The organism is Burkholderia perseverans (assembly GCF_022870505.1).
Taxonomy (GTDB): domain Bacteria; phylum Pseudomonadota; class Gammaproteobacteria; order Burkholderiales; family Burkholderiaceae; genus Burkholderia; species Burkholderia plantarii.
In genome coordinates, this window is record NZ_CP045093.1 from 1026994 (window position 1) to 1044301 (window position 17308).

The window sequence follows — 17308 nt, forward strand, 5'->3', positions numbered from 1 at the left end:
GCCGATGTCTTCACCCACGCAGTTCTGGATGGTCGAGGGCGCGCCGACGCCGGTCGGCCCGTTCTCTCACGCGACCGAGCGCGACGGCTGGATCTTCGTGACCGGCCAGATGCCGACGCAGCCCGACGACGACGGCGCGCCGCTGCCCGACGGCATCGTCGCGCAGACGCGGCGCGTGATGGACAACCTGATCCTAGTGCTGGAAGGCATGGGGCTCGGCCTCGAGCACGTGATGTCGGCGCGCATCTTCCTGACCGAGTTCAAGCGCGACTACGCGGCGATGAACGAGACCTACGCGTCGTATTTCCCGAACGGCCGGCTGCCGGCCCGCACCTGCGTGGGCGTGACGGGGCTCGCGCGCGACGCGATCGTCGAGATCGATTTCATCGCGAAGCGGCCCTGACGCGAGCCCGGCCGGATCAGGAACGGGAATCAAAAGCGGGAATCAAAAACGGCGACGCCGGCTGTCTGGCCGGCGTCGCCGTTTCATGTCGGACCCGGCCGGCGCATCACGCGCCGGCCGCGCCGTCGCTCACTGCGCGGTGAACGTGTAGGTACCCTGGGTGCGATGGCCGTCGGTGGCGACGGCGACCCAGTTGACGGTATAGACGCCCGGCTTCAGCGCGGCGAGCGCGACGCTCATGCGCTTGTGCGCGTCGCCGCTCACGCTCGACTTGCCTTGCGTGACGGGCTGGCCGCCCGCGTCGGTCACCTTGATCGAGCTGAACGCGGGCTCGAGCCCTTCGTCGAAATCGATCGCGACGGCCGCCGTGGAGACCGGCGCGGTGGCGCCGGCCTCGGGCGTGCGATGGATCGGATGCGCGTGCGCGAACGCGAGCGGCGCGACGGCCGCGAGCAGCAGGGCGATGGCGCCGCGTGCCGCGATCTGGCGAAGCTTCATGGAAGGCTCCCGGATGGAATGATGAATGGTGGCCGCGACGAGGCGCGACCGCTTACTTCGACATCGCCTTCGGGCTTTCCAGCATGCACGGCGAGGTCAGCTTCTCGCCGTCGCTGAACGTGAAGGTCAGCGGGATCGTGGTGCCCACCTTCAGTGCCTGCTTCGGCTCTTCCAGCATCACGTGGTAGCCGCCCGGCGCGAACGACAGCGTGCCGTTGGCCGGCACCGTCGCCTTGTCCACCATCACCATCTTCGACATGCTGCCGTTGCTCTGCGTCTGGTGCAGCATGGCCATGCCGAACGCGTCGGTGGCCACGTCGGTCAGGTCGACGGGCTTCGCGCCCGAGTTCGCGATCTCGAAGAAGCCGCCCGACGGGATGCCGGCCGGCATCGCGCGGATCCGGCAATGCGAGACGGTCAGGGCGCCGGGCGCGGCGAACGCGGTGGCGCAGGCGGCGACGAGCGGCGCGGCGGCGAGCAGACGGAATGCGAGTTTCATGTTGGACTCCTGATGGGATGCGAAGGAAGGGTGGCGCGGCGGGCGGCTCACGCGTCGTTCTTGAGCAGCAGTGGCAGATCGTGAACCCACGGCGCGGTGCCCTGGCCGTCGCGCGCGAACAGGCGCAGCTTGCCGCTCGAATCGAACACGATGCTGGCGGCGGTGTGGTTCATCGAGTAGTTGTCGGCGCTGGAGCCGGCCACCTGCTCGTAGGTGATGCGGAAGTCGCTGGTCACCTGTTTCAGCTGCGCGTCGCTGGCGGGCCGCAGCGCGCGGAACGACGGATCGAAGGCGCTCACGTACTGCGCGAGCACCGTGTTCGTGTCGCGCTTCGGATCGACGCTGACGAACAGCACCTGCACGCGCTTCGCGACGTCGGGGCCGAGCTGGTTCAGCGCCTGCGCCAGTTCGGCGAGCGTGGTCGGGCAGACGTCGGGGCAATGCGTGTAGCCGAACAGCAGCACCACGGCCTTGCCGCGATAGTCGGCCAGCGTGCGGGTCCTGCCGTCGGTGTCGGGCAGCGAGAAGTCGTGGCCGAACTGCGTGTTGCCGGTGATGTCGAGATTGGTAAACGACGGCTCGCTCTGCTTGCAGCCGGACAGCAGCGACACGCCGGCGAGCGCGCAGGCGATCGCGAGGGTGGCCGCGCGCCGCGAGGCGCGGAACGCGGGAAGGGCGGATCGGGTGGACATGGTGAAGGTCGCCACGAAAACGGGAACATCGAGGAAGACATCGATCGCGCGCCGGGTGGGCGCGGCGGCCGGCACGGGCGAGCCCGTGCGGCCGTCATGCGGTGCCGTTCGGGCGCCGCGCGATCGAACGCGAAACGGGAATCAGGCCGACGGCGGTGGCGCGCGCGCGGATGCGGCGAGCGTCGTGAACGAGCGCGGCGCCGACGCGGGCAGCGGGCGTGCCGCGCGCCGCGCCAGCGGGTGCAGCGGCAGGGCGGCCGGCGCGGGCACCGGCGGGGCGTAGGAGTGGGCGGCGAGCAGGTCGCAGTAGCCGCAGGCGGACAGGGCATTGCCGGCCGGGACGGGGTGGCCCGGATGCTGCGCCGCGGTACAGATCGTCGCGTCGGGCTGGCGCGCGACGGCCGCCTCGGCCATCTGGCTCGCGAGCGGCATCAGCACCAGCAGCCAGACGGCCAGCAGGCCGAGCCAGGCAGTCAGGCGGCGACGGGAATCGGTTGGGGGCAGCATCGCGCGATGGTAAACCAGTTGCGCGCGGCCTGCGTCATCGGCGTGATATCGATCACGACGTGATGGGCTTTCGCGGGGAAATGTGAGGCGATTTGTCGCGTTTGATGTCGCCCGGCGCGGCCGGTATCGGTACCCGGACGGGGCGAGGGAACAGCGAGAAGGGAGTCGGGTGGCGGGACCGCGGGGTGCGGCCCCGCGAGGGACCGGGTGGAACGCTCCGGAACGCGTCGTGCGGTGCCGCGCCGCTCAGGCGCCGGCGCCGAGGTCGCGGATCGCCGGCGTCTGCACCGGAATCCGGCCCGCCGCGGCCAGCAGCGAGCGGCCCGAGTCGGTCAGGGCCGGCCGTTCGACGCCGTCGTCGTGCGCTTCGACGCGAACCAGGCGGTATTCGAGCAGCGTGCCGAGTTCGGCGCGGTCGGGATCGATCGCATCGGGCGCGCCGTGGATCAGCATCAGGGTGGCAAGTTCATGAGGGCTCAGCATGGTCGACTCCGAAGGCAAGGCTGCCGCGTGAAACGCGGGACATCGGAAATACCGTATCGACGTGACGCGACGATGACGACGCGCACGAAAGCTCGGCGATGAACCGGCACGCCGCCGCGAGGGCCGGCGTGCCGCATGGGTCATGCAGCGATGGACCGGCTCGCGAGGCCGCTCGTTCCCACGATTTTGTTACGTTCGATCACGCCGTCCAGATCGCGTAATACGGCCCCTGACGCGTGCGGCTGCGCAGCAACGGCGCGCGCGTTGGCCCGCGCGTCCGGGCGCCTCCGGGCGGACCCGGATGCCGCGCACGCAGCATCGTGCGCCGGTTACGACGGCTGGACGAAGCGCTGCAGCTCGACCGTCTGCGGCCGTTCGAAGATCTGCTCGGGCGGCCCGCTTTCCCAGATGCGCCCCTGGTGCATGAACACCACCTGGTCGCTGACGGCACGCGCGAAGCGCATTTCGTGCGTGACCATGATCAGCGTCGTCTCCTCGCGCGCGAGCGCCTCCACCACGCCGAGCACCTCGCCGACCAGTTCCGGATCGAGCGCGGAAGTGATCTCGTCGCAGAGCAGCACGTCCGGCTTCATCGCCAGCGCGCGTGCGATCGCGACGCGCTGCTGCTGGCCGCCCGAGAGCTGGTCCGGATAGGCATCGAACTTGTCGCCGAGGCCGACGCGCTCGAGCATCAGCTCGGCGATGGCGCGCGCCTGATGCCGGTTGGCCCGCTTGACCACGGTCTGCGCGAGCATCACGTTGCGGCCCGCGCTCAGGTGCGGGAACAGGTTGTACTGCTGGAACACCATGCCGACCTTGAGCCGCAGCGCACGCAGGTCGCCGTGGCGCGCGTCGACGGTGGTGCCGTCGATCGAGATCGAGCCGGCGTCGATGCTTTCCAGGCCGTTGAGCGCGCGCAGGAACGTGCTCTTGCCCGAGCCGCTGCGGCCGATGATGGTCACCACCTGACCGCGTTCGACGCTGAAGTCGATGCCTTTCAGCACATGGTTCGAGCCGAAGTTCTTTTCGAGGCCCCGGGTTTCAACGAGCGGCATGCCATTTCCTTTGCAGCGAGCGCGCCCAGCGGGTCAGCGGATAGCAGAGCGCGAAATAGATGAGGGCGACGAGGCCGTAGACGAGGAACGGCCGGAACGTGGCGTTCGAGATCATGGTGCCGGCCTTGGTCAGCTCGGTGAAGCCGATGATCGAGACCAGCGCGGTGTCCTTGATCGCCTGCACGCCGAAGCCGACCGTCGGCCCGATGGCGATGCGCGCGGCCTGCGGCAGGATCACGTGGCGCAGCTGCTCGAGATAGCTCATCGCGAGGCTCGCCGACGCTTCCCACTGGCCGCGCGGCACCGCCTCGACGCAGCCGCGCCAGATCTCGGCCAGATAGGCGCTGGTGAAGAACGTGAGGCCGAGCGTGGCGGCGATCCAGGGCGGCACGTCGAGGCCGACGAGCGGCAGCCCGAAGAACACCACGAACAGCTGCATCAGCAGCGGCGTGCCCTGGAACACCTCGATGTAGAGCTTCACGAGGCCGCGCAGCGCGACGTTGCTCGAGACGCGCAGCGCCAGCAGCACCAGCGCGAGCGCGCCGCCGAGCACGAACGAGACGAGCGAGAGCACCACCGTCCAGCGCGCGGCGAGCAGCAGGTTCGTGAGGATCTGTCCGAACGTGAATTCGATCATCGCGCGCCCCCCGCGCCGCGCGCGAACAGCCGGCGGCCCGCCGTGTTGAGCGCCGCGCGCAGCAGCAGCGCCATCGCGAGATAGGCGAGCGTGATCACGAAGTACGTCTCGAACGCACGGAAGTTGCGCGACTGGATATAGCCGGCCGCGTAGGTCAGGTCGGCCACCGAGATCTGCGAGACCACGGCCGAGCCGAGCATGGTGATGACGATCTGGCTGACGAGCGCCGGGAACACCTTGGCGAGCGCCTGCGGCAGCACCACGTGGCGCCACGCCTGGGCGCGCGACATCGCGAGCGCGGCGGCCGCCTCGTGATGGCCGCGCGGCACCGCGGCCACCCCGGCGCGCACGATCTCGACCGAGTAGGCGCCGAGGTTCAGCGTCATCGCGAGGATCGCGGCCGTGACTTCGCCGATGTGGATGCCGAGCGCGGGCAGGCCGAAGAACACGAAGAACAGCTGCACCAGGAACGGCGTGTTGCGGATCGCCTCGACGTAGGCGCCGGTGAGGCCGCGCAGCGGCGCGAGGCGCGGCGCGTGCGTGTCGTGCGCGGCCGCGCCGAGGATGCCGAGGCCGAGGCCGAGCACGGTGGACACGGCCGTCAGCGCGAGCGTGGTGGCGGCGCCGCTCGCGAACAGGCCGGTGTACTCGGCGAGATCGCCGAACTGGAGCTGGTAGGTCATCTCGAATGCGGGGAGAGGGGCGGTGCGGGGGGCGGGCGCCGTGGCTGCCGGCGGGCGCGCATCAGTCGGGCGCGGTCATAAGTGCGCCGCGAGCGGCCTCGCGGGCCGCCTGCGAGCGCGTGACCGCGCGCGGCGTCACAGGCCGGCCGGCAGCGGCTGGCCGAGCCACTTCTTCGAGATCGCGTCGAGCGCGCCGTTCTGCTTCGCCTGCGTAATCGCCGCGTTGACCTTCGCCAGCAGGCGCGGCTCGTTCTTGTTCAGGCCCACGAAGCAGGGCGAGTTCTTGATCACGAACTTCGTCTCCGGGCGGCGCGGCGGGTTCTTCGCGAGGATCGCGGCCGCCACGATGTTGCCGGCCGCGATCAGCTGCACCTGGCCGGACAGGAACGCCTGGATCGTCGCGTTGTTGTCCTCGAAGCGCTTGATGGTGGCGTTCGGCGCCATCTGCGAGAGCGCGATCTCCTCGAGCGCGCCGCGCGTGGCGCCCACGGTCTTGCCCGTCAGGTCGGCCGGGCCGCTCACCTTGATGTCGGCCGGGCCGAACACGCCCTGGAAGTACGGGCCGTAGGCGACCGAGAAATCGATCACCTTCTCGCGGTCGGGCGTCTTGCCGAGCGACGAGATCACCAGGTCGACCTTGTTGGTGGTCAGGTAGGGAATCCGGTTCGCGCTGTTCACCGGCACCAGCTGCAGCTTCGCGCCGAGCGCCCTGGCGAGCAGCCCGGCCGCGTCGATGTCGTAGCCCTGCGGCTGCATGTCGGCGCCCACCGAGCCGAACGGCGGATAGTCCTCCGGCACCGCGACGCGCAGCACGCCGCTCTTCGTGATCGTGTCGAGCGCGTCGGCGTGCGCGGCGGGGACGCCGGCCAGCAGCAGGGCCGGGGCGGCGAGCAGCGCGGCGAGCCAGGCGCGGCGGGAGGAAGTGCGGTTCGGTCGGAAATCCATCGCGGGGTGTTCTTTGGTGGTCGGTCTGGGTGTCGGGCGGCGTGCGTCGTGGCGCGCCACGAATCTACATTTAGCAAGAGCCGGGCCATGTGCCGACTGGCCGGTCTGGCCACCGCGGCGGCCATCGGACTGGGGAGAGGCGACGCGATGCACCGTTTTCGCGCGCGGGCGCTGCGTCGTTCGGGTGCATTGGCACGGGAATGCGTCTGGAGCGGGCGTGACGCGGGTGTGTGGACGCGGTTCGGACGGATTGCCGGGCGCTCGGTGGCGTCGACGGGACGCTCGGTGGCTTTGTTCATACTGGTAAGACCAGTAGTGTGAAGAAAGCCGGCTTCGCGGCGGCGCGCGCGGCGGCCGGGGCGGGTTGGCCGCGCTCGCGAGCCGTTGCGACGGTCACCGGGGCGCGGACCGGGTGCGCCCGTGGCCCGATCACGCGCGGTCGATGGGCGAGGCGGCGGATGCGGCTGGGTTCGGGCATGCCGCGCGGCGAGCCGCAAGGATCCGTGGCAGGACGCACGGCCAGGGAGCGCGCGGCGGCGCGTACGCACGAGACCGTGGCCCGTGCGAAGATCGACACCGGATCGCTCGACCTGGCCATGCGCACCGCGATTCGACGCACATGGCCGGAGCGGCAGTGCTCACGGCGCAACGCCGGCCCGTCTCCGCGCCGGCCACGACAGGGATCGACACGATGCGGGCATTCGAAGCACGAAGCCGGACGGCGCGGCGGCTCGCCGGCCTCGCCCTGGCGGCGGGCGTGGCGCTCGCCGCCGTTCCGGCCGCCCATGCGGCGGCGGGCGCCGGCGCGGTCACGCTGCGCGCGGACGGCACCTCGGCCACCACCACGCTCACGCTGCGCGACGCCGGCCTCGACCCGGGCGGCAAGCGGCGCTTCGCCTACGAACTGCGCGTTGCGCGCGGCGCTTGCCACGCGAGCCTGGCCGGCGTCGTGCATGTCGCGGCGCGGGCCGATGCGGCGGGTGACGATTCCGCGTTCCTGCGCGACGGCACCGGCGTGGACACGCGGCGCTTCCACGACACCGCCGAAGGTCGCGACGTGACGCTGACGATCGAGGTCGGGTCGGCCCGGCCGCGATACGCGGGCGTGGAGATCGCGCGGGCACCGGCCGGCTGTGTGGACTGGCAGCGTCTCGACGGCGATTTCCATGCGCGATAGACGGCCGTGATGGGCGGCGCGGGTAGGGGCTTCGTTTCGCGGCGGGCGGTTTTTCTGCACGGGAAGACCGCGCCGGGGCTCGTTCCGCAGCCGGCCAGGGCGTTCGGCCGGTGCTATATGGCGCCGATTCGCTTTGCCGGCAGGGCCTGCACGCCGCTCCATTCCCGCCAGCCTTCCACCTAATCTCGCGCCTCCGCCCACCATTCCGTTTCGATTTCGCAACAATCCGTTGCGGCGCGCTGACGCAAATTGGAACCGGTTCCATTTATAATGCACGCGCCAATTACGATGTCGGGGCGATATCGGGACCGTCTATTTTCAAGATAAGCGGCGCCGGCGGCCCGCCCGTCGCTCCCGCCGCTCGCCGTCAGACGGCCAAAACGGAGCAGGGCGCCGCCACCGCGTTTTCGCCCATCGTTCCCAACCACGAACGGATCAGCATGCCTCCTTCCTCCGACCCGCCGGGCTCGCGGCGCCGTTTCCTGCGGACCTCGATCGCGCTCGTTCCGGCCGCCTCGCTGGCCGGCTGCGATCTTGGCAAGCCCGCCGCGACGGCGCAGGCCGACGCCAAGGCTCTGGCCCCGGTGCCCGCCGAAGCCTATCGGCCGCGCTTCTTCGACGCGGCCGAATGGGCCTTCGTCCACGCCGCCTGCGACCGGCTGATCCCGGCCGATGCCGAAGGCCCCGGCGCGCTGGAGGCGGGCGTGCCCGAATTCATCGACCGCCAGATGGACACGCCCTATGCGCACGGCGCGCACTGGTACATGCAGGGGCCGTTCCAGAGCGGGCCGGCCGAACTCGGCTACCAGCTGAAGCTGGTGCCGCGCGATCTCTACCGGCTCGGCATCGCGGCCGTGAACCGCTACAGCGCGACCGCGCACGGCAAGCCGTTCGCCGAACTCGACGCGGCCATGCGTGACGCCATGCTCGGCGCGCTGGAGGGCGGCCGCGTCGAACTCGGCGAGGTGCCGGCCCAGGCGTTCTTCGGCCAGTTGCTGCAAAACACGCGCGAGGGCTACTTCTGCGATCCCGTGCATGGCGGCAATCGCGGCATGGCCGCCTGGAAGATGATCGGGTTCCCGGGCGCGCGGGCCGACTTCATGGATTTCGTCAATCAGGACGGCAAGCCCTATCCCTACGGGCCGGTGTCGATCAACGGGGAGCGCAGCTGATGGCCGGGAAGAAACCGCATGTGGACGCCGTGGTGGTGGGCTTCGGCTGGACCGGCGCGATCCTCGCGAAGGAACTGACCGAGGCGGGGCTCTCGGTGGTCGCGCTCGAACGCGGCGAGTACCGCGACACCTATCCCGACGGCGCCTATCCGAACACGCTCGACGAGCTGACCTACAACATCCGCAAGAAGCTGTTCCTCGATCTCTCGAAGACCACGGTGTCGATCCGCCATGCGCCCGGCGACACGGCGCTGCCGTACCGCCAGCTGGCGGCGTTCCTGCCCGGCGAGGGCGTGGGCGGCGCGGGGCTGCACTGGTCGGGCGTGCATTTCCGGATCATGCCGGAGGAGCTGCGGCTGCGCAGCCACTACGAGGAGCGCTACGGCCGGAAGTTCATTCCCGAGGGCATGACGATCCAGGACTACGGCGTCAGCTACGACGAGCTCGAACCGCACTTCGACTTCGCCGAGAAGGTGTTCGGCACCTCGGGGCAGGCCTATCGCGTGGGCGGCAGGGTGGTGGGCGACGGCAACGTGTTCGAGGCCAACCGCAGCGATCATTTTCCGTTGCCCGCGCAACTGAATCCGTATTCGTCGCAACGCTTCCACGACGCCGCGAAGTCGCTCGGCCTGCATCCGTACCGGATGCCGTCGGCCAATACCTCGGGGCCCTACACGAACCCGTATGGCGTGCAGATGGGGCCGTGCAACTTCTGCGGCTACTGCAGCGGCTACGCCTGCTACATGTATTCGAAGGCCTCGCCGAACCTGAACATCCTGCCCGCGCTGAAGCAGGTGCCGCATTTCGAGCTGCGCTCGAAATGCCACGTGCTGCGCGTCGAGCTGGACGACACGCGCAAGCGCGCCACCGGCGTGACCTATGTCGATCCGGCGGGCCGCGAGGTGTTCCAGCCGGCCGACCTCGTGATCGTCTCGGCGTTCCAGTATCACAACGTCCACCTGCTGCTGCTGTCGGGCATCGGCAAGCCCTACGATCCGGTGTCGGGCGAGGGCGTGGTGGGCCGTAACTTCGCCTACCAGAACCTCTCGACCATCAAGGCGTTCTTCGACGAGGACACCTGGACCAACCCGTTCATCGGCGCGGGCGGCAATGGCGTGGCCGTCGACGATTTCAACGCCGACAACTTCGACCACGGCCCGCTCGGCTTCGTCGGCGGCTCGCCGCTGTGGGTCAACCAGGCGGGCGTGAAGCCGATCAGCGGGATCGCGACGCCGGCCGGCACGCCGGCCTGGGGCTCGGCGTGGAAGAAGGCCGTCAAGCAGAACTACGCGCACACCGTGTCGATGGACGCGCACGGTTCGAACATGTCATATCGCGACGTGTTCCTCGATCTCGATCCGACCTATCGCGACGCCTACGGGCAGCCGCTCCTGCGCATGACGTTCGACTGGAAGGACAACGACATCCGCATGGCGCGCTACGTGACGGCGCAGATGCGCAGGATCGCCGAAGCGATGGGACCGAAGGCGATCAGCGTGGCGACGCGCGAATTCGGCAAGCATTTCGACGCGCGCCAGTACCAGACCACGCACCTTGCCGGCGGCGCCGTGATGGGCACCGATCCGCGCACCAGCGTGCTGAACCGCTACCTGCAGAGCTGGGACGTCCACAACGTGTTCGTGATGGGCGCCTCGGCGTTCCCGCAGGGCACCGGCTACAACCCGACCGGGCTCGTCGCCGCGCTCGCGTACTGGTCCGCGCGCGCGATCCGCACGCAGTATCTGAAGAACCCCGGCCCGCTGATGAGCGTATGACGTCGCATCTGTTTTCGATCTCGACGGCGGCGCGCGGTGCGTCCGCCTGGATGGCCGCGGCCGTGCTGCTGGGCGCGATGGCCGGCGTGCCGGGGATGGCGATGGCGCAAGGGGCGGCCGGCGGCGCGGCCTCGCGCCCGGCCGCGCCGGCCCCGGCTTCGGCTGCGCTGCCGGCGCTCGACGCAATGGCGGCGTCGTCGGCCACCGCCGTCACCCGCACGCATGCGGCGGCGCTCGCGGCCGCCGCTGCCGTGACGAGCCTGCCGGGCCACGACGGCACGGCGGCCGACCGGCTCGCGCGCGGCGAATATCTGGCGCGCGCCGGCGACTGCATCGCCTGCCACACGGCGCCGGGCGGCAAGCCGTTCGCGGGCGGCCTGAAGTTCGACACGCCGATCGGCGCGATCTACTCGACCAACATCACGCCCGACGCGAAGACCGGCATCGGCGGCTGGACGCTGGCCGATTTCGATCGCGCGCTGCGCAGCGGCGTGCGCAGGAACGGCGACACGCTCTATCCGGCGATGCCGTATCCGTCCTACGCGCGCCTGAGCGACGACGACGTGCGCGCCATGTACGCGTATTTCACGCGCGGCGTGGCGCCCGTCGAGCAGGCCAACCGGCCGGTGGACATCGTCTGGCCGCTGTCGATGCGCTGGCCGCTCGGCCTCTGGCGCAAGCTGTTCGCGCCGGCGCCCGCGCCGTTCGATCCCGGCCACTACGCCGATCCGGTGCTCGCGCGCGGCGCGTACCTGGTGCAGGGGCTCGGCCACTGCGGCGCCTGCCATACGCCGCGCGCGCCGACCATGCAGGAGCGCGCGCTGACCGACGCGGACGGCCCGGCGTTCCTCGCCGGCGGCGCGGCGATCGACGGCTGGGTGCCCACCAGCCTGCGCGGCGAGCCGCGCACGGGGCTCGGTACGTGGTCCGAGGCGCAGCTCGTGCAGTTCCTGAAGACGGGCCGCAACGCACGCACGGCCGCGTTCGGCGGGATGACCGACGTGGTCGATCACAGCATGCAGTATCTCGACGACGCCGACCTCGCCGCGATTGCGCGCTACCTGAAGGCGTTGCCGCCGCGCGCGGCCGACGAGACGCCCTATGCCTATGACGACGCGGCGGCGCATGCCCTGCGCGGCGGCTTGCGCGACGGCAAGCGGCGGCCCGGCGCGGCCGTCTACGTCGACAACTGCATGGCCTGCCATCGCAGCGACGGGCGCGGCTACACGCGCGTGTTCCCGGCGCTGGGCGGCAACCCGGTGGTGCAGGGCGCCGATCCGACCTCGCTGATCCACGTGGTGCTGGAAGGCGCGGCGCTGCACGGCACGCAGGCGGCGCCGTCCACGTTCACGATGCCGCCGTTCGGCTGGCGGCTGTCGGACCAGGAGATCGCCGACGTGGCCAGCTTCGTGCGCACGAGCTGGGGCAACACGGGCTCGCCGGTGACGGCCGCGCAGGTCGCGAAGCTGCGCCGCGCCTATCCCGGCACGCGGCCCGACGCGCCGCCGGGCGCGAGCTACGCGAGGCCGGCGGCACACTGAGGGCCGCCGTTGTGTCATGGGACGAAGCCGCGTGAGCCGCAATGGCCACGCGGCTTTGTCGTCATGAAGGGAGCGGGCGCGAGCCGGCGCGTCCCGCCGGTCTCAGGCCACTTCGTCGTAGGTATGCTCGAACGCCTGCCGGTAGATCTCGAGCGCGCTCGGCTCGTCGATCTCGCAGGGGTTGTTGATCAGCAGCCGCTCCTGCTTCATCGCGTCGGCCGCGAGGCCGCCCAGATCGGCCACGCCGATCCCCACGGCCTGCAGGTTCGACGGCAGCCCCGCGTCGCGCGCGAGCCGCACCAGATGCGCGATGAACGCCTCGGCCTGCTCGTCGAACGAGCCCACCGGTTCGAGCCCGATGATCTGGCCCAGCTCGGCGTAGGCCTGCGCGGCGGCGGGCACGCGCGCGTTGAAGCGCAGCACGTGCGGCAGCACCAGCGCGTTCGACAGTCCGTGCGGTACATGGAACACACCGCCGATCGGATAGGCGAGCGCGTGGACGCCGGCCACCGGTGCGTTCGCGAACGCCTGCCCGGCCAGCATCGCGCCGAGCAGCATGGCCGAACGCGCCGCGAGATCGCCGCCGTCGCGACAGGCCGGCAGCAGGTTCGCGCTCAGCAGCTGCAGCGCCTTGCCGGCGAGGTGGTCGGACAGTGGATTCTTGAGCCGCTTGCTGGTGTAGGCCTCGATCGCGTGGACCATCGCGTCGACGCCGGTGGCGGCCGTCGCGGCGGGCGGCAGCCCGACCGTCAGTTCGGGATCGAGGTAGGCGGCGTCGGCATGGAGCTGCGGCGCCACCACGCCGCTCTTGGTGGTCCTGCCGGTGGTCACGATCGCAATCGGCGTGACCTCGGAGCCGGTGCCGGCCGTGGTGGGGATCTGCACCAGCGGCAGGCGCGTGCCCTGCACGCGGTTGACGCCGTACATCTGCTCGAGCGGCTGCTCGCTCGTGCAGAGCACGGCCACCAGCTTCGCGACATCCATCGACGAGCCGCCGCCGAGCCCGATCACGAGATCGGCGCCGAATTCGCGCGCGCGGCGCGCGGTGTCGCGCACCACGTCGTCGGGCGGATCGGCCACCACGTCGTCGATCACCAGCACCTCCCAGCCCGCCGCGTCGAGGCTCGCGAGCGCCGGGGCCAGCGTGCCGCCGCGATGAAGGAACGCGTCGGTGACGACGCAGGCGCGGCGGCCCGCATGGCGCTCGCGCAGCGCCTGGCCGAGACGTTTGGCGACGCCCGCTTCGAGTACGACGTGCGGGACGGTCTGAAACGAAAACGCTTGCATGGTGTCTCCCCCGGCAGGTTTCGTGAGGCGGGGCGGGCGTGGCCCCCGCCGGCGTCAGGCCATGATACCGGCGGCCCGGCGATCGCGCAGGTCCGGCGCACCGTGTCGGATGCGAACCAGGTGACCCGGCGACGGCAAGCCCGATCGTGAATCCGGCAGCGAATCACACCGCGCTTTCGGTCTCACTGTGAAAATTACCGATCACCGATATCGTAATTAATTCGGCGGAAATTTTTTCCCGATATATTACCGAATTAATCTGAAGCGGAAATCGATTGCGTGCCTTGCGTTTACGCGCGCGGGCGCAGCGTTTATAGTCGCCGTCGGCTGACTCGGCGGCGATGGCAAGGCAATGCCGGCTGGCCATCATCGATAAAGGAAAATCACGATGACCGAATCCAGAAATACCCGATCAGCGCAACATTATCCGCGCCCGGCGCCCATGCAGGGCTGGGTGGCAATCGATCCCTCGGTGGTGCCGCCCGCGTCGCAGAAGGCGCTGCGCGATGCGATCGCACTCGAGAAGCAGCCGGCCACCGATTACAGCGACCTGTTGTGGATCATGGCCCAGCAGTCGAGCGGCGTGGTCAACGCGCATCGTCCGGACTCGACCGCGCGCGGCCTGTTTCAACTGCTGCGTGCGCAATACGGATTGAATCCGAACGGCGAGAAATCATTCGGCATTGCGGTGGAGGAAGCGCAGGGCGGCTTGCGCTACATTTACGGCCGCTACCATTCGGCGTACCAGGCCAGGAAGTTCTGGGAAAGAAACCGCTGGTATTGAACGCGATGATTTCCTTGCGCTTCACGGTCGTGTCGATCGTGCTGGCGGCCGGATTCGGTGGCGCGGCGGGCCCGGCGCGGGCCGCGAGACCGGTGCCGGAATTCGACAACTTTCCGGTGGCGCAGGCCTGGCACGGCAAGGTGGCGCCCACCGTGCTGCAGTCGGAGCAGGATCATCGGTTCGCGGAGCGCCTGCGCGAGCTGAGCGGCAAGAAGCCGAACTTCGCCGGGCACTACGCGCTCAGTTCGTGGGGCTGCGGCGCGGCCTGCACGATGGCGGTGGCCGTCGACGTGAAGACGGGCGACACCGTCTGGCTGCCGTTCACGGTCTGCTGCTGGGACGCGGACGTGCGCGAGCCGGTGGCGTACCGGCATGACAGCAAGCTCGTGATCGTGCGCGGCAGCCGCGACGAAACCGGCAACGGCATCTACTATTACTTGTTCGACCAGCACCGCTTCACGCTGCTGCGCGGCGAGGAGCAGCCGGTGAAGAAATCGGGCAACTGAACGCGGCGCGGGCGGGCCGGGCTGGACCGTCCGCCGGCGGCGCCGATGATTCCCGGGTTGATTTTCCGGCATTCGTTCATACTTACCGCCGACGTCCCGCATCACACCGAAGGCGACCCGCCATGACGAAACCTGAATTCAGCGACACCGCCAGCGCACGGCCGGACCTGCTGTGCTATCTGGTTGCGATTGCCGCCGCCTCGTATGCGCTGACCGAGGAATGGCGCGTCGACCACGTGGTCGAATGCTGCCGCCGCTGGCTCGACAAGCAGCGCGTGACGATGGAGTGGCTCGACCGCGTGCGGATCGGCCAGCTCGCGCTGAAGATCGCGCGGCGCGACCTGCTGGGCGCCGGCATCGCCGTGCGCCTGTCGAGCGTGGCCGCGCTGTTTACGAGCGAGATGGAATTGAACGAGGCGTCCACGATGGTGCAGCGGATGATGGCGCTGTGTCAGGAAGCGCTCTGAGTGCCGCCGCTGCTTCTCGTTGATTCCTCCTGCCGTTTCTCGTCGATCCCCGCCCAAGCTTCCCGCCGATCCCGCCCCGAACCACACGGCACCGTCGTCGCGAATTCCCGCCAGTCACCTCCACTGCACCGTGCCGGCCGAACGCTTTTCGTTCGCCACGATGGTACAGGTTGCTTGCTTTGAAATCAGTCGCTTGGCGGATCGCGGCGCGATCTTTTCGCGTGGACGCCCGAGCGCGCCGCGCGCCTCGCTACCATCGGCGGGCGAGGCGCTTCGCGCGGCGGCGCGCCGTTCCACGACCGGTTTCCGTTTCCACGTCCGACATGACTTATCGACTTCACTACTCGCCCGGCGCCTGTTCGCTGGCCGTTCACATCGTGCTCGAGGAGATCGGCGCGCCCTACACGCTGGCGCCGGCCGTGATCGCGCAGGGCGCCACCCAATCGCCGGCGTTCCTCGCCGTGAATCCGAAAGGCCGGGTGCCCGCGCTGCATGTCGAGGGCGAGGCGAGCGTGCTGACCGAATTGCCCGCGATCATGGCCTATCTGGTGCGGCGCCATCCCGAGGCCGGCCTCGCGCCAGCCGAGCCGATCGGCGAGGCGCGCTGCCACGAATGGCTGTCGTGGCTCGCGGGCTGGGTCCACGGCATGGGCTGGACCGAACTCTGGCGCCCGCATCGCTTCATCGGCGAGCCCGAGCAGTACGACGCGATCATGCGCAACGGCCGGCGCATCATCGACGAATCGGCGCGCGCGATCGACACGAAGCTGGCGGCCGGCAGCGGCTACGCGGTGGGTGATCGCTTCAGCGTCGCCGATCCGTATCTGCTCGCGATTCATCGTTGGGGCGTGCGGATCGGCATCGACATGGCCGGGCTTTATCCGGCCTCGCATGCTCACGCGCTGCGGCTTGGCGAGCGCCCGGCCGTGCAGCGCGCGCTCGATCAGGAAGGGCTGACGCTGATGGGCGTGAAGCCGCCGCCGGGCTGAGCGGCGCGGCGGGCGGCCTGACGTGGGCGGGCGAGTCGATGCCGGGTCGGCGGCCGTGAGCCGGCATGGCATGTGCGAAGCGATACGGCGTGCGCCGGTGCAACGCTTCGGGGATGGCCGCCGACGAGCACGACCCGAAGCGGCCCGGCCCTGGTACACCGCCGGGCCGCCGTGGCCCGGCGCCGGCCGATCTCCCCGATCGGCCTGCCCATGCCCCGATCACGCCGCCGCGAGCGGCGCGAGCGCCTCGCGCAGGCGCGGCGCGGCGAAGTCGAGGAAGCGCCGCAGCTTCAGCGGCATCTGCCCGCGCGAGGCATGCATCAGATGGACCGGGAACGGTTCGAGTTCGTAGGGCGCGAGCACGATCTCCAGCGTGCCGGCGCCGAGCGCGTCCCACGCCTGGTAATGCAGCAGGCGCGTGAGCCCGGTGCCGCGCACCGCCGCCTCGATCGCCGCCTCGGCCGAGGTGACGAGGCGCGGCACGATCGGCACCTCGAAGCCGCTGCCCTTGAGCGGATCGCGAAACCGCCAGGCCGCCGTCGAGGCCGGCCCCTCCGGCGAGATGCACGGCATGCGCCGCAGTTCGTCGGGCGCGCGCGGCACGCCGTGCCGCGCCAGCAGCGCGGGGCTCGCGCAGACCACGCCGCGCACCGCGCCCACGCGCGTGGCGATCATCGCGCTGTCGGGCAGGCGAGCGATGCGGATCGCCATGTCGATCTGGTCGTCGAGCAGGTTGACGTTCCAGTCCCCGAGCACGAGCCGGATGTTGATCTCGGGAAACTGCGCGAGGAAATCGGACACGATCGGCAGCACGTGCAGCCGCCCGAACAGCAGCGGGGCGGTGATCACGAGGTCGCCGCGCGGGGCGACGAATTCCCCGGCCACCTGGCGCTCGGCGTCCTCCACCTGCTCGACGATGCGTCTTGCCGCCGCCGCGTAGGTCTCGCCGGCATCGGTCAGCGCGAGCCGGCGCGTGGTGCGCGTGAGCAGCCGCGCGCCGAGATGCGTCTCCAGTTCGGCGATCTTGCGGCTGACCGTCTGCACCGGCAGGCGCAGCTCGCGCGCGGCGGCCGAGAAGCTGCCGCGCTCGATCGCCAGCAGAAACATCGTCATGCCTTCGATACGGTCCATCGCATCTTCCCGGAATCCATGAAGGTGGTTCGCAAAGCAGACGGATTATATTCCGCTCGGTGAAAGTGCATAGTCTC

20 protein-coding genes are annotated in these 17308 nt (G+C 70.1%); 9 read left to right on the top strand and 11 right to left on the bottom strand.

The window, feature by feature from the left end; genetic code table 11:
- Positions 1–4 precede the first annotated feature (4 nt).
- Positions 5–403, top strand: coding sequence for a RidA family protein (locus BpN12_RS04260; RefSeq protein WP_246794064.1), 399 nt, complete (start codon positions 5–7; stop codon positions 401–403).
- 129 nt (positions 404–532) lie between these two features.
- Here BpN12_RS04260 and BpN12_RS04265 read toward each other — a convergent pair whose 3' ends face one another.
- From BpN12_RS04265 to BpN12_RS04305, 9 genes are all read right to left on the bottom strand, one after another.
- The gene (locus tag BpN12_RS04265) at positions 533–901 is read right to left on the bottom strand and encodes a copper resistance CopC family protein (RefSeq protein WP_246794065.1); all 369 of its coding nucleotides are present in this window, start codon (positions 899–901) and stop codon (positions 533–535) included.
- 52 nt (positions 902–953) lie between these two features.
- The gene (locus BpN12_RS04270; protein ID WP_246794066.1) at positions 954–1400 is read right to left on the bottom strand and encodes a copper chaperone PCu(A)C; all 447 of its coding nucleotides are present in this window, start codon (positions 1398–1400) and stop codon (positions 954–956) included.
- Positions 1401–1447: 47 nt separating this feature from the next.
- Positions 1448–2092: an SCO family protein gene (locus BpN12_RS04275; RefSeq protein ID WP_246794067.1), complete on the bottom strand. Its 645-nt coding sequence runs from the start codon at positions 2090–2092 to the stop codon at positions 1448–1450.
- A gap of 141 nt (positions 2093–2233) precedes the next feature.
- Entirely contained in the window at positions 2234–2599 is a 366-nt protein-coding gene (locus tag BpN12_RS04280; RefSeq protein ID WP_246794068.1) for a DUF2946 domain-containing protein, read from the bottom strand.
- A gap of 246 nt (positions 2600–2845) precedes the next feature.
- The gene (locus tag BpN12_RS04285; RefSeq protein WP_246794069.1) at positions 2846–3082 is read right to left on the bottom strand and encodes a hypothetical protein; all 237 of its coding nucleotides are present in this window, start codon (positions 3080–3082) and stop codon (positions 2846–2848) included.
- 329 nt (positions 3083–3411) lie between these two features.
- Positions 3412–4137, bottom strand: a complete 726-nt coding sequence (locus tag BpN12_RS04290; protein WP_246794070.1) for an amino acid ABC transporter ATP-binding protein — start codon at positions 4135–4137, stop codon at positions 3412–3414.
- Positions 4124–4774, bottom strand: a complete 651-nt coding sequence (locus BpN12_RS04295; protein WP_042627526.1) for an amino acid ABC transporter permease — start codon at positions 4772–4774, stop codon at positions 4124–4126. The genes BpN12_RS04290 and BpN12_RS04295 overlap by 14 nt, the downstream gene beginning before the upstream one ends.
- Entirely contained in the window at positions 4771–5457 is a 687-nt protein-coding gene (locus BpN12_RS04300) for an amino acid ABC transporter permease (RefSeq protein ID WP_246794071.1), read from the bottom strand. The genes BpN12_RS04295 and BpN12_RS04300 overlap by 4 nt, the downstream gene beginning before the upstream one ends.
- A 135-nt stretch (positions 5458–5592) precedes the next feature.
- Positions 5593–6402, bottom strand: coding sequence for a transporter substrate-binding domain-containing protein (locus BpN12_RS04305; RefSeq protein ID WP_246794072.1), 810 nt, complete (start codon positions 6400–6402; stop codon positions 5593–5595).
- A 691-nt stretch (positions 6403–7093) separates the two neighbouring features.
- On the opposite strand from BpN12_RS04305, the gene BpN12_RS04310 reads away from it, so the two are divergent.
- The 4 genes from BpN12_RS04310 (at position 7094) to BpN12_RS04325 (ending at position 12067) form a co-directional block, all read left to right on the top strand.
- Positions 7094–7579 (top strand): hypothetical protein, encoded by a 486-nt coding sequence (locus BpN12_RS04310; protein ID WP_246794073.1) that lies wholly within the window; start codon positions 7094–7096, stop codon positions 7577–7579.
- A gap of 440 nt (positions 7580–8019) precedes the next feature.
- Positions 8020–8751 (top strand): gluconate 2-dehydrogenase subunit 3 family protein, encoded by a 732-nt coding sequence (locus BpN12_RS04315; protein ID WP_246794074.1) that lies wholly within the window; start codon positions 8020–8022, stop codon positions 8749–8751.
- Complete coding sequence (locus tag BpN12_RS04320; protein WP_246794620.1) at positions 8748–10526, top strand: GMC family oxidoreductase; 1779 nt, start codon at positions 8748–8750, stop codon at positions 10524–10526. The genes BpN12_RS04315 and BpN12_RS04320 overlap by 4 nt, the downstream gene beginning before the upstream one ends.
- 101 nt (positions 10527–10627) lie before the next feature.
- Complete coding sequence (locus BpN12_RS04325; RefSeq protein WP_246794621.1) at positions 10628–12067, top strand: cytochrome c; 1440 nt, start codon at positions 10628–10630, stop codon at positions 12065–12067.
- Between the two features lie 102 nt (positions 12068–12169).
- Here BpN12_RS04325 and BpN12_RS04330 read toward each other — a convergent pair whose 3' ends face one another.
- Entirely contained in the window at positions 12170–13354 is a 1185-nt protein-coding gene (locus BpN12_RS04330; protein ID WP_246794075.1) for an iron-containing alcohol dehydrogenase, read from the bottom strand.
- Positions 13355–13742: 388 nt separating this feature from the next.
- Between BpN12_RS04330 and BpN12_RS04335 the strand changes: the two genes are divergently transcribed.
- From BpN12_RS04335 to BpN12_RS04350, 4 genes are all read left to right on the top strand, one after another.
- On the top strand, positions 13743–14138 hold the full coding sequence (locus BpN12_RS04335; RefSeq protein WP_042627533.1) for an aggregation-promoting factor C-terminal-like domain-containing protein: 396 nt from the start codon (positions 13743–13745) through the stop codon (positions 14136–14138).
- 5 nt (positions 14139–14143) lie between these two features.
- Positions 14144–14644: a hypothetical protein gene (locus BpN12_RS04340; protein WP_246794076.1), complete on the top strand. Its 501-nt coding sequence runs from the start codon at positions 14144–14146 to the stop codon at positions 14642–14644.
- A gap of 122 nt (positions 14645–14766) precedes the next feature.
- Positions 14767–15111 (top strand): hypothetical protein, encoded by a 345-nt coding sequence (locus BpN12_RS04345; RefSeq protein WP_055140083.1) that lies wholly within the window; start codon positions 14767–14769, stop codon positions 15109–15111.
- Positions 15112–15434: 323 nt separating this feature from the next.
- Entirely contained in the window at positions 15435–16100 is a 666-nt protein-coding gene (locus tag BpN12_RS04350; protein ID WP_246794077.1) for a glutathione S-transferase family protein, read from the top strand.
- A gap of 219 nt (positions 16101–16319) precedes the next feature.
- Here the strand turns inward: BpN12_RS04350 and BpN12_RS04355 are convergent, their stop codons facing one another.
- Complete coding sequence (locus tag BpN12_RS04355; protein ID WP_246794078.1) at positions 16320–17231, bottom strand: LysR family transcriptional regulator; 912 nt, start codon at positions 17229–17231, stop codon at positions 16320–16322.
- Between the last annotated feature and the right edge of the window lie 77 nt (positions 17232–17308).

What these genes read in the sequence shown, in the direction of transcription:
- BpN12_RS04260 (WP_246794064.1), top strand. Translation starts at nt 5, where the DNA reads ATGTCTTCACCCACGCAGTTCTGGATGGTCGAGGGCGCGCCGACGCCG.
- BpN12_RS04265 (WP_246794065.1), bottom strand. Translation starts at nt 901, where the DNA reads ATGAAGCTTCGCCAGATCGCGGCACGCGGCGCCATCGCCCTGCTGCTC.
- BpN12_RS04270 (WP_246794066.1), bottom strand. Translation starts at nt 1,400, where the DNA reads ATGAAACTCGCATTCCGTCTGCTCGCCGCCGCGCCGCTCGTCGCCGCC.
- BpN12_RS04275 (WP_246794067.1), bottom strand. Translation starts at nt 2,092, where the DNA reads ATGTCCACCCGATCCGCCCTTCCCGCGTTCCGCGCCTCGCGGCGCGCG.
- BpN12_RS04280 (WP_246794068.1), bottom strand. Translation starts at nt 2,599, where the DNA reads ATGCTGCCCCCAACCGATTCCCGTCGCCGCCTGACTGCCTGGCTCGGC.
- BpN12_RS04285 (WP_246794069.1), bottom strand. Translation starts at nt 3,082, where the DNA reads ATGCTGAGCCCTCATGAACTTGCCACCCTGATGCTGATCCACGGCGCG.
- BpN12_RS04290 (WP_246794070.1), bottom strand. Translation starts at nt 4,137, where the DNA reads ATGCCGCTCGTTGAAACCCGGGGCCTCGAAAAGAACTTCGGCTCGAAC.
- BpN12_RS04295 (WP_042627526.1), bottom strand. Translation starts at nt 4,774, where the DNA reads ATGATCGAATTCACGTTCGGACAGATCCTCACGAACCTGCTGCTCGCC.
- BpN12_RS04300 (WP_246794071.1), bottom strand. Translation starts at nt 5,457, where the DNA reads ATGACCTACCAGCTCCAGTTCGGCGATCTCGCCGAGTACACCGGCCTG.
- BpN12_RS04305 (WP_246794072.1), bottom strand. Translation starts at nt 6,402, where the DNA reads ATGGATTTCCGACCGAACCGCACTTCCTCCCGCCGCGCCTGGCTCGCC.
- BpN12_RS04310 (WP_246794073.1), top strand. Translation starts at nt 7,094, where the DNA reads ATGCGGGCATTCGAAGCACGAAGCCGGACGGCGCGGCGGCTCGCCGGC.
- BpN12_RS04315 (WP_246794074.1), top strand. Translation starts at nt 8,020, where the DNA reads ATGCCTCCTTCCTCCGACCCGCCGGGCTCGCGGCGCCGTTTCCTGCGG.
- BpN12_RS04325 (WP_246794621.1), top strand. Translation starts at nt 10,628, where the DNA reads ATGGCGCAAGGGGCGGCCGGCGGCGCGGCCTCGCGCCCGGCCGCGCCG.
- BpN12_RS04330 (WP_246794075.1), bottom strand. Translation starts at nt 13,354, where the DNA reads ATGCAAGCGTTTTCGTTTCAGACCGTCCCGCACGTCGTACTCGAAGCG.
- BpN12_RS04335 (WP_042627533.1), top strand. Translation starts at nt 13,743, where the DNA reads ATGACCGAATCCAGAAATACCCGATCAGCGCAACATTATCCGCGCCCG.
- BpN12_RS04340 (WP_246794076.1), top strand. Translation starts at nt 14,144, where the DNA reads ATGATTTCCTTGCGCTTCACGGTCGTGTCGATCGTGCTGGCGGCCGGA.
- BpN12_RS04345 (WP_055140083.1), top strand. Translation starts at nt 14,767, where the DNA reads ATGACGAAACCTGAATTCAGCGACACCGCCAGCGCACGGCCGGACCTG.
- BpN12_RS04350 (WP_246794077.1), top strand. Translation starts at nt 15,435, where the DNA reads ATGACTTATCGACTTCACTACTCGCCCGGCGCCTGTTCGCTGGCCGTT.
- BpN12_RS04355 (WP_246794078.1), bottom strand. Translation starts at nt 17,231, where the DNA reads ATGGACCGTATCGAAGGCATGACGATGTTTCTGCTGGCGATCGAGCGC.